We start from the raw sequence: 13,614 nt of genomic DNA, 5'->3' as shown, positions 1-13,614 counted from the left end.
CACCCGATGACGCCATTCCGCCCCGGTTCTCCGGCTCAGGGTCGCGGGTCCGGCGCCGATGTGAGGTCTGGGAGACTGTCGCGGGTCACGAGGAGGCGGTGATGCCGGAACGCTCGGAAGCGGCCGGGCAGGTGGCGGAGTTGCTGCACACCGCCCGTAAGTCACTCGGCATGGATCTGACCTTCCTGAGCCGCCTGGACGGTACGACTCAACACCTCGAAGTGATCGACTCGGATCTGGCGTTCGCGGCGCTGGAGGGCACGATGCACCCTCAGGAGACCACGTTCTGTCAGGCGATCCTGGATGGCGCCCTACCCCCGGTGATGCCGGACGTCACTCTGTTCCCGCTGGCGATGAGCCTGCCCGGCGCCGCAGCCGGGATACGCAGCTACATCTCGGCGCCGGTCGAGTTGAGCGACGGCACCGTGTACGGCACGTTCTGTGGCGCCGGACTGCAGGCGGACCCGCAGCTTACCGACCGCGACCGGGCGCTGATGGAGGTGCTGGCCCACGCCGCCGCCATGATCCTGGAACCGGACATCGACAAGCGCCGCCGCAATGCCGCCATCGAGAGCCGGTTGCGTCCCCTGCTCGACCGGGGTGGCCCGGTGGTTCTTCTGCAGCCGATCGTCGAGCTGGCCGGCGGCCGCCGGGTCGGTGCGGAGGCGCTGAGCCGGTTCCCGCAGGAATGGGGACAGCCTCCGGACGAGGTCTTCGCCGACGCCGAACTGATCGGCGAACGGATACCCCTCGAACTGGCCGCACTGCGCCAGGCCGCCGACCACCTGCCCGACGTGTCCGGGTACATCGCCATGAACATCTCCCCCGCTACCTTGTTCTCCGAGGCCGGGGCGGTGTTTCTGGCCGGGTTGCCGCTGGACCGGATCGTGCTCGAATTGTCGGAGCACGACCCCGTCGACGACTACGACCACCTGCGCGCGGTGTTGGCGCCGTTGCGGGCTCGGAACATGCGGCTGGCCGTCGACGACGTCGGCGCCGGCTACTCCTCGCTGCGGCACATCGTCGCCACCAGCCCGGACGTCATCAAACTCGACCGCAGCATCATCAGTGGGGTCGCCGATGACCGTGTGCTGGCGGTGGTCGTGCGGGCCCTGGTCGACCTGGCCGGCGCGATCGGCGCCACCGTGGTCGCCGAGGGCATCGAGACCGCGGCGGATGCGGCCGAACTGACCTCGCTGGGCGTCCAGCTCGGGCAGGGTTGGCTGTTCGACCGGGCGGTCCCGGCCGCGGACCTGAGCGACGAATACGCCCTCGCTCCGGCCGGTCACTGAGCATCACTCGGCAGCGGGTCGGCGAGGTCGACGGTGCTGCCGCTGGTCAGGTGCCCTGCAGGGGCCGGACGAAGCGGCGGGACGTCTCGCGGCTGTCGGTGAAACCGAGGCTCTCGTAGAACAGGTGCGCCGACTCGCGGTGGTTGCTGCTGTTCACCTCGACGTACAGACAACCGGCGGCGCGGGCGCGCTCCTCGGCGGCCAGGATCAGCATCCGCCCGACACCGCGGCCGCGGACCGCCTCGTCGACGACCAGTGCGGCCAGCCGCCCGAACTTGCCGGTCACCTCCAGCAGCGGGGTGATGTGCAGGGCGGCCATGCCGACCAGGGTGCCGTCGTCGTCGGCGCCGAGCAGCGCGCCGGCCCGGTCACCCAGCCAGTAGTCGAGGCGCTGCCGCACCTCCCGCTCGGCCGACGGGAAGCCGAGCTGGTCGAGCAGGACGGCGAGACGAGCCGCGTCGCCGTGGTGGATCGGCCGGATGTGCATCCCCAGACCATATGTCCCCGGAGATCACCGGCGGGCGGCGCGTCGCCGCAGTCCGGCACCGGCGCGGCGTGGCTAGGTGGAGACGGTTCGGGGCCACCACGCGTCCGGGTCGGTGGCGCGGATCTCGGCCATCATCGTGCGGCCCGCCTCGGTCGTCACTGCGGCTGACAGATACTCCTCCCAGCGTTCGCGCAGGTCGGGGCGGTCGGCCAGGCTCTCCCGGACGTGCAGTAGCGAATCCAGGGTGTCGGCGTCGCGGGCCAGGCGGGCCTCCGCGGTCTCCTGGTCGAGCCACTGGGCGGCCCGGGACCGGATCGCCTCGCGGACCGGCGGGGGCAGGTTCTCGGTCTGGTCGTCGATCACCCGGCGGAACGGTTTCGGCTCGTCCAGGTAGCGGCGGGTCAGGTGGTGCATGTCGCCGAGCCGGGCCTCCGGCAGGTCGTGCAGCAGCGCCAGGGTGGCCGCCCGGTCCGGGTCGGCGCCGGACATCGCGGCCAGGGTCATCGCGATCACCGCGGTGCGGAACGAGTGGTCCGCGACCGACTCACGGTTCGGGAGGCGGGCGAGCGCCCAGCCGGTACGTGCGGTCCGTTTGAGCGCGCCCACCTCGTACAGGAAATCGGCGGTGTTCATCCGGTGGTGACCGGCAGCTCGGCGTAACCGCGCAGGACGAGCCGGTCCCGGAGGCGGGCCTCGCCGGCCAGGGCGAGCCGCGGCAGCATGGTGAGCAGCAGCGGGAACGCGACCTGCGCCTCCAGCCGGGCCAGCGGAGCGCCGAGGCAGTAGTGGGCGCCGCCACCGAACGAGACGGGCTGGATGTTGGGCCGGTCCGGGTCGAAGCGGTGCGGGTCGGGGTAGCGCTCCGGGTCGTGGTTGGCCGAGCCGAGCAGCAGGTTGAGGTCGGCGCCGGCGGCCAGGTGCAGGCCGTCGCCGAGGTCGAGCGGTTCGGAGGCGTAACGGGCGGCCATCTGGACCGGCGAGTCCCAGCGCAGGATCTCTTCGACGAAGGCGGGCGCGAGCTCCGGGTCGGCGCGGAGCCGGGCGGCTTGCTCGGGCTGGTCGAGCAGCAGTTTCAGGCCGGTGCCGAGCAGGTTGGTGGTGGTCTCGAAGCCGGCGACCAGCATCAGTACCAGGTTGGCGAGCAGCTCCTGGCCGGTGAGCCCGGACCCGGCGGCGGCCAGCGCGCTGGTCAGGTCTTCCCGGGGTGCCTTCTGGCGTTCGGCGATCAGGCCGATGAAGTAGTCCTCGAGTTCCCGACCGGCGGCGTCGGCGCGGGCCATCTCCTCCTCGGTGCTGATCGGTTCGAGGACGACGGTCAGGTCGGCGGCCTGCTCCCGGAACCAGTTCCGGTCGGTGTCCGGCACACCGAGCAGCGCGCAGATCACCGCGATCGGCAGCGGGTAGGCGAACGCGCTGACGAAGTCGGTCCGCTCCGGCATCGCCTTGATCAGGTCGGTGGCCTGGGCGGTGATCATGTCGCGCATCGCGGCGACCCGGCGGGCGGTGAACGTGGCGGCGGCGGCCCGGCGCAGGCGGGTGTGGTCGGGCGGGTTGGTCAGCAGCATCGACTGGACGATCGAGGCGACGCCCCGGTTGTCTCGCCAGTCGGGCCAGAACGAGTCGTAGACGGCCGCGTCGGCGACCCGCACGCTCGGGTCGCGCAGCAGGCGGCTGGTGAGCGCGTGGGTGGTGACGAACCAGCGCCCGTCCAGGCCGGAGAAGATCGGCGCGTGTTCGCGGAGCACGTCGTAGGCCGGGTACGGATTCCGGCGCCCGTCCGGTGTGAACAGTGATCCCAGCGCGGTCTCGAAGTCCATCACGCCACTCAACCACACGGTGTCCGCTCCCCCGGCGCGCGACCCGAGGTCATTCACCGTGATCAACATATATTGCCTGCTCAAGCGCCTTTGGTTTCGGCCTTGTAAGCAAAAGATTACTGATATAGAGTCTTCGATGGTCGGCCTCGGCAATGGAGCCCACGAACGATAGCGCCGACATGGGAACGGTGTTTCTCTCATCGTCCCGCATCGGTGAGCACGGGGCCACCATGCGCGCAGACAGATCCTGCCGCGGCGCCTGCTTGCAACCACCGCACGCAGGCAACGGCAGACGGGGATTGCTGTGTCTCACGGGCGATCTTTCGCGCATCTGCTGCGCGATCTCTCCGTTCCGGACCGAGGATTCACATTCCTCGGCGGAAATGACAGGACTTCTTATTCGTACGCGGATGTCAACCGTATTACCGCAGATCTGGCGACCCGCTGGGCGGGCCTCGGAATACGGTCCGGCGATCGGGTGGCACTATTACTGAACGACGAGTCAGAATTCGTGCCGGCCATTCTGGCAGCACTCCGGGCCGGAGTCGTGGCGGTGCCCTATCCGGCACCCGGGCCGGGCAGCCGGCGCGGGCCGTATGTGGACGGTCTGCGTCGTGTCTGTGCCACCGCCGGGGCCGGACTGTGTCTGGCCGGCCCGGCCGTCGCGAAGATCCTGGCCGAGGCGGACCTACCGATCCGGCTGGCCACGTTCGCCGACCTGACCACCGCCGAACCGGGACCGCACGCCGAGCCCGATCCGGACGACCCGGCGTTCATCCAGTTCACCAGCGGCAGCACCGGCCATCCGAAGGGTGTCGTGGTGAGCCACCGCGCCCTGGTCGCGCACAGCCTCGCCATGATCGAGGCGATCGACCTGCACGGCGACCGCGACCGCGGAGTGAGCTGGCTGCCGCTCTACCACGACATGGGCCTGATCGGGAAAGTCTTCGTGGCGGTCGCCTCGCAGACGCCGGTGTGGTTCCTGTCGCCGCAACGGTTCGTCCGTGACCCGACCGGTTTCCTGCGCCTGCTGTCGGAGGTGCGCGGCACGATCGCGTACGCGCCGAACTTCGCCTACGCGATGCTGGCGCAGCGGGCGTCACCCGAGGTGCTGGACGGGCTCGACCTGTCCGCGTGGCGGGTGGCCGGCTGCGGCGCCGAACCGGTCCGGGCCGGCACGCTACGGGCGTTCGCCCGGGCCTACGCGCCGGCCGGGTTCCGGGCGTCCCAGCTGACCCCCTGTTACGGGCTGGCCGAGGCGACCCTGGCGGTCACCACCCGGCGGCCCGGCGAGGGTCTGCGCACCGTCCGCGTGGACGACCTGGAGCTGGCCTCCACCGGCCGTCCGATGCCGGGTACCGAGGTCCGGATCGTCGACGACGAGATCGTGGTGCGCTGCGGTCATCTGGCCAGCGGGTACCACGGCGACCCGGAGGCCACCGCCGCCACCTGGCGCGACGGCTGGCTGCACACCGGCGACACCGGGTTCCTCGACGACGGCGAACTGTTCGTCACCGGCCGGGTCAAGGACCTGATCATCGTGAACGGCCGCAACTACCACCCGCACGACATCGAGGACGCCGTCGAACGCGTCGACGGGGTCCGGCCCGGCGGGGTCGCCGCGTTCGCCACCGACGGTGAGCACTCCGAGGCCGTACACGTGCTGGTCGAGGCGGTCCGCTATCCGGCCATGACCGACCTGCCGGACCGGGTCGCCGAGGCGGTCCGGTCCCGGTTCTCGCTGCCGGTGCACGGCGTCACCGTGGTACGCCGCGGGGCCGTCCCGAAGACCAGCTCCGGCAAGGTCCGCCGCCGCCTGGCCGCCCATCTCTACCGCAGCGGCGCCCTCGCCGCCCACCCCTCCGGAGAGGACCCGTCGTGAGTGATACCGGACCGGTGATCGGCCAGCCGTACACCATCCAGGACGGTGACACGATCACCGAGATCGCCTTCGTCGCGTACGGCGACGCCCGCCGCTACCTGGAGCTGGTCGCCCACAACAGCGGTGTCGCCGGGTTCAACCCGGCCCGCCTGACCCCGGGCCTGGTCATCGACGTGCCCGAACCCGACTATCTTCCGCTGCCCGGCGGCATCGGCGGCTTCCGGGCCAGCGCCGGCCGCTCGTTCAGCCTCCGCGTCACCCCTGTGCCGACCACCACCGAACCGAGCGAGGCGAACCGATGACCGACACCACCACGCTTGAGGAGCCGTTCCTCACCATCCAGCGCATCATCGCCCAGGTCGCCAAGACCTCGCCGGAGGCGGTGGTGCTGGAGAACCCGGTCACCGGGCTCACCAACGTCGACTCGATCGTGATGCTGGAGATCGTCGCCCGGGTCGAGCTGGAACTCGGCATCGAGATCGACGAGGAGCAACTGTTCGCCATCAGCACCGTCGGTGACTTCGTGGCGGTCTGCCGCGAACTGACCGCCGCCCGCGCCTGAAGGAGACCGAGACCATGGCACGTGCACGCAAGCTGCTGCTGATCTCACCGCAGGCGACGTTCTTCGGGCGTAACCCGAAGCATCAGCAGTTCAAGCGGGAGTCCCGGGAGTTCCAGTTCTTCGACTACACCTGGACCGGGTTCGCCACCGGGCTGACCATCGTCGGGTCGCTCACCCCGCCCGACTGGGACATGCACTACATCGACGAGAACATCGAGCCCGTCGACTTCGACGAGGACGCCGACCTGGTCGCGCTGACCGGGATGACCGCGCAGGCCGACCGGATGTACCAGATCGCCGACCAGTTCCGGGCCCGGGGCATCCCGGTGGTGGCCGGTGGGCTGCACGCGAACCTGGCGCCGTTCGAGGTGTCCCGGCACGTCGACTCGGTCTGTGTCGGTGAGGCCGAGGCGCTGTGGCCGCAGGTGATCCACGACTTCACCCACGACGGGCTGAAGCCGATGTACCGCCAGACCGCCCGCGCCGACCTGAGCGTGGTGCCGCGGCCCGCCTACGAGCTGGCCCAGCAGCGCTACTACCCGAGCATCTGGGTGGAGACGTCGCGGGGCTGCCCGCACACCTGCCGGTTCTGCGCGGCCACCATCCGCTACCGGGACAAGCTCGGCTACAAGACCGTGGACCAGGTGATCCGCGAGGTGGAGTACGTCCAGGAGCGCTGGGACAACCCGTACGTGCTGTTCTCCGACGACAACTTCGTGGTGGACCGCAACCGCACCAAGGAGCTGCTGTCCCGGCTCGTGCCGCTGGGCATCAAGTGGAGCGGGCAGTCCGACGTCTCGTTCTACAAGGACCCGGAGATCCTCGACCTCATGCACGAGAGCGGCTGCATGACGATGCTGATCGGCTTCGAGAGCGTGTCGACCGAGACCCTCGACGGCATCGACGAGCGGAACTGGAAGTTCCGGAACCTGGACAAGTACGTGGAGGCGGCCAAGACCATCCAGGACCACGGCGTCGGGGTGTACGGGGCGTTCACACTCGGCCTGGACACCGACACGAAGGACTCGTTCGAGGCGACCGCCCAGTTCGTCAAGGAGAACTACCTGGCCGGCATCCAGGTGTCGTGCTGCACCCCGTTCCCGGGCACCCCGCTGCGCGACGACATGGAACGTGAGGGCCGCATCCTGCCCGACAAGTCGTGGTCGTACTACACCGTCTTCGACGCCGTCTACCAGCCGAAACACATGTCTCCGGAGGAGCTGGAGGAGGGTGCGCTGAGCGTCTACCGGGCGTTCTACAACCGGGAGTTCTCGCTGCGCAAGACCCGCCACTTCAAGTCGATCTACCGGAGCCTGGTGAAGAAGAAGGTGGAACGCGAGCACGCGCTGGCGACCAGCGGCCGGAGCATGGTGTGAGGGCTGTCGTCGTCGGCGCCGGCGGGATCGGCGGCGCCGTCGTCCGGACACTGCTCGACCAGGGGCACGAGGTGGTGGTCGGCTGCCACTCCGGGAAGTCCTCGGTGGGCGATCTGCCGGTGGAGGTGCTGCCGGTCGATGTAGAGGATCCGACGTCGTGTGCGGACTTCGTCGCGACCGCGTGGCGCGGCGGGCGGTTCTCGGCGGTGGTGAACTGTTTCGGATCGGTGGACGGCGCACCCCTGCTCCGCAGCGAATCGGCGCAGGTCGACCGTACCGTCGCGGTGAATCTGATCGGGGTTTCGAACGTCTGCCGGGCGTCCGCGTTCCGGCTGATGAAGGCCGGGGGCGGCGCGATCGTCAGCGTCGGCTCGGCGGCGGCGCGGGTGGGCATGCCCGGTCTGTCGGCGTACGCCGCGGCGAAGGCCGGTGTCGCCGCGTTCAGCCGCAGCCTGGCCGCCGAGCTCGCGGCCTATCGGGTCACCTGCAACACCGTGTCGCCCGGTTTCGTCGACTCGGGCCCGACCGCGCTCCGCCCGGACGCCTGGAAAGAGGCGGTGACCAGGCACATCCCGGCGGGTCGGCTGGGCACGCCGGAGGAGGTCGCGGCGCTGGTGGCGTTCCTGGTCTCGCCGGCCGCCGCCTACGTGACCGGGCAGGAGTTCGTGATCGACGGCGGCTGGACGCTCGGCACCGCCGCTCTCGGACGTGACCTCGCCGGGGTGCCACATGGATGACGACGGGTCGCGCCGGTCGCTGTGCACGTTCTGCGGCGTGGTGGACCAGGTGACGATCACCCCGGCCGGCAAGGTGCGCGGCACCGGCAGCGCCGGGGTGTGCGTCAAGGGCGCGCACTACTTCCAGCAGCATCTCGGTTCGCGGCCGCAGGACGTGCAGCGGTTCACCGGCCCGATGCTGCGCTCGCCCTACGGCTGGGAGCGGGTGTCCTGGGACTACGCGATCGACATGGCGGCCGACTCGATCCTGGCCGACCGGCAGGACTTCGGCCGCGACTCGCTCGGTTTCTACGGCGTCGGGCAGATGACCACCGAGGCGCTGTGGATCGCCAAGAAGTTCTTCCAGGGCCACCTGGGCACCAACAACATCTGCTCCAACGCCGAACAGTGCCTGGCCAACAACGCCGGCGGGCACGAACTGGTCTTCGGCAACGAGGGCCCGTTCTCCTGCTACGACGACTACCGGCACGCCGAGGCGATCTTCTTCTACGGCCACAACCCGGCCGCCAACCATCCGACGATCTTCCAGCGGTACGTGCGGCAGAACCGTGGCGCGGTCAAGGTCGTCGTCGACCCCCGGCGCACCGACACGGTCGACCTGCTACTCGCCGACGATCCGAACAACATTCATCTTCCGGTACGCAGCGGAAGTGACGTGCTCCTCAACATCGGATTCGCCCGACACCTGATCGACCACGACGGATGGGACCCCGGCTACGTCGCCGGACACGCCGATCCGGCCTCGGCCGAACAGTTCCTACGGTTCGTGCGGACCGGCCCGTTCTCGGCCGACGAGATCGTCGCCCGGATCACCCCGCACGGCATGGATCCGGCCGACATGCGCGACAGGTTCGTCCGGGCCGCGCGACTGTGGACCCGCGACCGGGTGGTGTCGACCAGCTCGGTCGGCATCAACCAGACCGTGGGCAGCGCCGGAGTCGCATCCATCCTCAACCTGCACCTGCTCACCGGCCACATCGGCGCACCCGGGCGCGGGCACGTGCGGATGGCCGGACAGTCCAACGCCTCCGCCGAACTGGCGATGGGCTACTCGGGCCGGCTGCTGCCGTTCCGGATGAAGGTCACCGAAGAAGTCGACCGGGAGCGGATGGCCGGCCTGTGGGGGCTGCCGTCGTGGCGGATCAACCCCGAACCGGGCCTGCCGGTCGCGTCGTTCGCCACCTCGGAACGGCTACGGACCCTGTTCGTCTTCGGCACCAACCCGGCCCGCAACTTCCCCAACCTGGCGAAGTGGCGGGAGCGGATGATGGACCTCTGCGTGGTCTACATCGACTCCTACTACAACCCCGAGATCATGGAGTACGCCGACATCGTGCTGCCGTGCCGGACCAAACACGAGACGTCCGGGATCTTCCTGAACGGGGAACGGCGGCTGCAGTACATGGAGCCGGTCGAGGAGCCGGGGTTCGAGGCGTGGAGCGACGTGCGGATCGTGTGCGAGATCGCCCGTACCATCGCCCGGCGCCTGACCGAGGAGCCGCCGCCCGCCACGACCGGTCTCGACGCTCTCCTCGACGTCGACGAACTGGTCGCCAAGGGCAACGCCGACCTCGACGCGCACGCTCTCGACACGGCGTTCAGCTACCCCCTCGACGAGTACGGGGAGCCACTGACCGAGCCGATCTGGGACGAGATCCAGGCCGCGTCCCGGGGTTTCTACAACGAGTTCTCGCACGCCGACGGCCGGCCGATCACCCTGACCGACATCCGCACCGGTGAGGGCGCCCAGTGGGCCGGTGAACGCCGCTACCGGCCCGGCTCGCCGTTCTCCGGGATCCGCGCCGCCGACCACCGGCTGGCGACGTTCCACCTGCCGGCCGAGGAACGGCTGGTGCCCTACCAGGACCGCAACCGCGGCGGGTTCGTACTGATCACCGGCCGGGGCGCGATGGGCGGCAAGGCGGTGCGCCGCAACAACGTGGCGATGTTCAACTCGTCCACCGCGACCGGCGCCGCGAACTGGCCGGACACCAACTTCGTGTACGTCAACGACTCCGACGCGGCCCGGCTCGGCATCACCTCGGGCGCCCGGGTGCGGCTGCACAACCCGATCGGGTCGCTCGAGTGCCCAGCCGAGATCACCGCCGACGTGCCGCCCGGGCACCTCTACCTGTCGTTCCATCCCGATAAGGCGGACACCCACCCGAACCTGCTGACCAGCTCGGACAACATCGACCCGGTCACCTGGCAGCCCCTGCTCAAGGACACCCGGGTGGATCTGGCGCTGGTCCCGTGATCCGGTACCCGGTCACCGTGTTCCGGCGGTTCGTCTGGCCCGCCGCGGGCGCCGACTTCGCCACCCCCGAGGACCACGGGCTCACCGCCGAACCGTTCACCGTGACGACCACCGACGGGCTGCGGATCCACGGGTGGGCCTTCCTCCCGCCCGACGCGTGGGGCATGGTGGTGGTGTGCCACGCCCGGAACGCCAGCAAATCGCGGACGCTCGCGCACACCCGGCTGCTGGTCGACCAGGGACTGGCCGTGGTCACCTTCGATTTCCGCGGCTGCGGCGAGAGCGCCGCGCCCCGGCACTGGTGGCGCGACGGCCTGTGGGGACCGTTGAAAGACCTCGACGCGGTGGTACGGCACATCGACCTCGCCCATCCCGCCTTCGCCGGACGGGTGGCCCTGCTCGGCTGCTCGTTCGGTGGCAACATGGCGATCGCGCACGCCGGGACCGCGGGCCGGCACTATCCGGCGGTGGTGCTGGACTCGGTTCCGCTGGTCCGCTGGGTGGGGATGCTGGACACGCTGCTGCGCCGGGAACGCCGGGGAGCCCGTTTCCGGCGCACCCGGGCGGTCACCGATCTGGTCGTGGCCCGGGCCGCCGCACTGTGGACCCGCGCCGGGCCGCTCTACCGGCACGCCCGCCGGTCGGTGCGTGCGCTGCACGGCACCCGGGTGCTGCAGATCGTCGGCGCCCGCGACAGCATGTTCGACGTCGAGGACAGCTGCCGTTTCCTGCGGTCGGACTGCGCCGGCCCGGTGACCGTGTGGAGGGTGCCGGCCGGGCGTCATCTCACCAACCATCTGGCCGACCCGGCCGGTTACGCGTCCCGGGTGGTCACCTGCCTACGGGAAGCCTTCGGGTCGGCGTTTTCCGAGGAGGACCTCAATGACCGGAACACCGTCGGCTGAGCTCGTCGACGAGGTGCGCGGCGAGCACCGGGTGACGCTGAACATCCCTGATCTGGACCGGGGCTTCCGGCTCAAGACCAGGTCGATGCTCGCGTTCGCGGTGCCGATGATGTACGACAGCTTCACCAGGCACGTCGACGTGGCCGGGCTGCGGGCCGCCGGGTACGGGTCGGTCGTCACGCACGCCGAGTTCGAGCGGCGGCCCGGCCCGCTGGCGGTCGGCGCCGATCTGGACGTCACCGTGATCACCCGGCATGTCGAGCTGTCCGGGTGGGGGCTGGGGCAGCGTCCGTCGCGGCTCGGTTTCGAGTGCCTCTACACGTTCACGTCACGGCCGGGCACCGGTGATCCGTTCCGCTATCGGGAGACCGTGTCCGACGAGCCGTTCACCTGCGGCACCGGGCGGTTGCTGCTCACCCTGGTCCGGCGGGACGGGCCGCCCGGGCAGCGGATCGTCGCGGAACCGCTGCCGCAGACCGAGCATCTGGCCGTACACGTGCTCGAACCGGGCCATCCCGGCGCCGCCGAGGTCGCCGAACCGCCGTCGGACGCCGCCGAGCTCACCGCCGGGGAACGGCCCGGGGTGTTCGGGCTGCAGCACACCGACACCAACCAGATCGTCTTCACCGGCGAGTACCTGAACCTGCTGGAGGACCACCTGACCGTGCTGCAGGCGCAGGCCGGGCTGCCGGTCGCCGAGCAGTCCGCCGACCGGGTCGTCCTGTCGTTCCGCAATCCGTTCCGGGCCGGGGACGCCTTCACCACCCGAGGGCGGCTGTGGGACGACGGCACCGCGGTCCTCGGCGTGTACGCCGCGGAGGTGGACAAGCCGAGCGTCCTCGGCCGACTCTCACGTGTCCCCTAGCGAAACAGCGTTTCCCCCCGTAGGGTGCCTGCATGGCGGTCACGGGTGAGTCCTCGCAGCAGATCAAACAGGTGACGGCCTACCCCGGGCGGCCGCCGGTGACCGTGCAACGCGGTTCCGGAGCGCCGTTCGGGTGGTGGCCCGCCGTCTGCATCGCGCTCGTCGCCGCCATCGACCGGATCGAGTACAACCTGCTGGCCGGGGCGCTGCCGACCATTCAGGAGGAGTTCGGGTTCAGCGACAGCCAGGGCGGGGCGATCGCCACGGCCGGGGCCATCGCGGCGATCGTGCTCCTGCTCCCGGCCGGCAGACTCGCCGACACCGGTAGGCGCACCTGGACGGTGTCGGCGATCGTCGCGGTCTGGGCGCTGCTCACCGTCGGCACCGGGCTGGCCGGCACGTACGCGACCCTGTTCGCGGTGCGGGTGCTGCTCGGCGCGGCCGGCCAGCTGTACAACCCGCCCGCGTCCAGCCTGCTCGGTGACCTCTACCCCGGGCCGGGGCGCGCGCGGGCGTACGGATACGAGCGGATGGCGTACTTCGCGGGCCTGCCGATCGGGGTCATCGCCGGTGGCGCGCTCGCCCAGACGGTCGGCTGGCGCACCGGGTTCTTCCTGGTCGCGATACCCGGCGTGATCATCGCGCTGCTGATGCTGACGGTCCGCGAACCGGTCCGCGGCCTCGGCGACAGCCTCTCCCGCTGGTACAGCTCCTCCTCCGCGACCGCCTCCGGGTTCGATTCCGGAACCGGACCCGACTCCGACCCCGCGAGTGGCCTGACGCCGGTGCCGATGCGGGCCCAGTTGGCCGCGCTGCTGCGGATCCGCACCCTCCGCTCGGTGATCATCGGCCTGAGCATCCTCTTCTTCGGACTCGGCGGACTGTTCTTCTGGATGCCGTCGTTCTACGCCCGGGAGTTCGGCCTGCCCGAAGCCTCCGCGGCGGCCGTCGGCGGCGGCGCGGGCCTGGTCGGCATCGTGGCCGGGATCCTCGCCGGCAGCCGGCTCGGCGACCGGTACCACCAGCACCGGGTCGCGATCGGCGGCTGGTCCCTGCTGTTCGGCACGGTGTTCCTGGCCGGTGCGGTGACGGTGCCGGTCCTGGTGCCGCAGGCGATCTGCTTCACCCTGGCCAACGTGGGCTTCGCCGGAGCCATCGCCAACCTGACCGCCGCCAACGCCGACGTGGTCGCCGCGTCCCGCCGAGGCCTGGGCTTCGCCGTCCTGCAGATGTTGGTCACGCTGGGCGGAGCCCTCGGCCCATGGCTGATCGGCCTCGCCTCGGACAGCACCGGCTCACTGCGCTGGGCCTACACGGTGGTCCTGCTTCCCCTGGTGATCGGCAGCCTGATCGTCCTCAACGGCCAGCGCACCTACCCCACCGACGCCGCCACCGCCCTCACCGGCGGCACCGACGACTGACCCGGGTCACCGC

The 13,614-nt window shown here is 70.4% G+C and carries 13 protein-coding genes; 10 read left to right on the top strand and 3 right to left on the bottom strand.

Going from position 1 to position 13,614, the window contains the following annotated elements; all coding sequences use genetic code 11:
• Window positions 1-101 precede the first annotated feature (101 nt).
• Entirely contained in the window at window positions 102-1,292 is a 1,191-nt protein-coding gene (locus tag Q0Z83_RS14975; RefSeq protein WP_317794519.1) for a sensor domain-containing phosphodiesterase, read from the top strand.
• Window positions 1,293-1,338: 46 nt separating this feature from the next.
• Here Q0Z83_RS14975 and Q0Z83_RS14970 read toward each other — a convergent pair whose 3' ends face one another.
• The 3 genes from Q0Z83_RS14970 to Q0Z83_RS14960 all read right to left on the bottom strand — a co-directional run bounded on the left by Q0Z83_RS14970 (window position 1,339) and on the right by Q0Z83_RS14960 (window position 3,596).
• Window positions 1,339-1,779, bottom strand: a complete 441-nt coding sequence (locus Q0Z83_RS14970; protein WP_317794518.1) for a GNAT family N-acetyltransferase — start codon at window positions 1,777-1,779, stop codon at window positions 1,339-1,341.
• A gap of 72 nt (window positions 1,780-1,851) precedes the next feature.
• Entirely contained in the window at window positions 1,852-2,412 is a 561-nt protein-coding gene (locus tag Q0Z83_RS14965) for an HD domain-containing protein (RefSeq protein WP_317794517.1), read from the bottom strand.
• Window positions 2,409-3,596 carry a cytochrome P450 gene (locus Q0Z83_RS14960; protein ID WP_317797081.1) on the bottom strand — a complete coding sequence of 396 codons (1,188 nt, stop codon included), beginning with the start codon at window positions 3,594-3,596 and terminating at the stop codon, window positions 2,409-2,411. The genes Q0Z83_RS14965 and Q0Z83_RS14960 overlap by 4 nt, the downstream gene beginning before the upstream one ends.
• 304 nt (window positions 3,597-3,900) lie before the next feature.
• Here Q0Z83_RS14960 and Q0Z83_RS14955 point away from each other — a divergent pair, with 304 nt between their 5' ends.
• From Q0Z83_RS14955 to Q0Z83_RS14915, 9 genes are read left to right on the top strand one after another with little or no spacing between them, the layout of a single operon-like run.
• Entirely contained in the window at window positions 3,901-5,478 is a 1,578-nt protein-coding gene (locus tag Q0Z83_RS14955) for a fatty acyl-AMP ligase (RefSeq protein ID WP_317794516.1), read from the top strand.
• Entirely contained in the window at window positions 5,475-5,780 is a 306-nt protein-coding gene (locus tag Q0Z83_RS14950) for a hypothetical protein (RefSeq protein ID WP_317794515.1), read from the top strand. Before Q0Z83_RS14955 ends, Q0Z83_RS14950 begins: the two co-directional genes overlap by 4 nt.
• Entirely contained in the window at window positions 5,777-6,040 is a 264-nt protein-coding gene (locus Q0Z83_RS14945) for an acyl carrier protein (RefSeq protein WP_317794514.1), read from the top strand. Before Q0Z83_RS14950 ends, Q0Z83_RS14945 begins: the two co-directional genes overlap by 4 nt.
• Before the next feature lie 14 nt (window positions 6,041-6,054).
• Complete coding sequence (locus Q0Z83_RS14940; protein WP_317794513.1) at window positions 6,055-7,416, top strand: B12-binding domain-containing radical SAM protein; 1,362 nt, start codon at window positions 6,055-6,057, stop codon at window positions 7,414-7,416.
• Window positions 7,413-8,153, top strand: coding sequence for an SDR family NAD(P)-dependent oxidoreductase (locus tag Q0Z83_RS14935; RefSeq protein WP_317794512.1), 741 nt, complete (start codon window positions 7,413-7,415; stop codon window positions 8,151-8,153). The genes Q0Z83_RS14940 and Q0Z83_RS14935 overlap by 4 nt, the downstream gene beginning before the upstream one ends.
• Window positions 8,146-10,410 (top strand): molybdopterin oxidoreductase family protein, encoded by a 2,265-nt coding sequence (locus tag Q0Z83_RS14930; protein WP_317794511.1) that lies wholly within the window; start codon window positions 8,146-8,148, stop codon window positions 10,408-10,410. Before Q0Z83_RS14935 ends, Q0Z83_RS14930 begins: the two co-directional genes overlap by 8 nt.
• Window positions 10,407-11,315, top strand: coding sequence for an alpha/beta hydrolase family protein (locus Q0Z83_RS14925; protein WP_317794510.1), 909 nt, complete (start codon window positions 10,407-10,409; stop codon window positions 11,313-11,315). The genes Q0Z83_RS14930 and Q0Z83_RS14925 overlap by 4 nt, the downstream gene beginning before the upstream one ends.
• Window positions 11,293-12,180: a hypothetical protein gene (locus Q0Z83_RS14920; protein WP_317794509.1), complete on the top strand. Its 888-nt coding sequence runs from the start codon at window positions 11,293-11,295 to the stop codon at window positions 12,178-12,180. Before Q0Z83_RS14925 ends, Q0Z83_RS14920 begins: the two co-directional genes overlap by 23 nt.
• 32 nt (window positions 12,181-12,212) lie before the next feature.
• A complete protein-coding gene (locus tag Q0Z83_RS14915; protein ID WP_317794508.1) occupies window positions 12,213-13,601 on the top strand; it encodes an MFS transporter in 1,389 nt (462 codons plus the stop codon).
• Window positions 13,602-13,614 lie beyond the last annotated feature (13 nt).

The organism is Actinoplanes sichuanensis (genome assembly GCF_033097365.1).
Classification (GTDB): domain Bacteria; phylum Actinomycetota; class Actinomycetes; order Mycobacteriales; family Micromonosporaceae; genus Actinoplanes; species Actinoplanes sichuanensis.
This window is presented reverse-complemented; position numbering and strand designations above follow the sequence as displayed.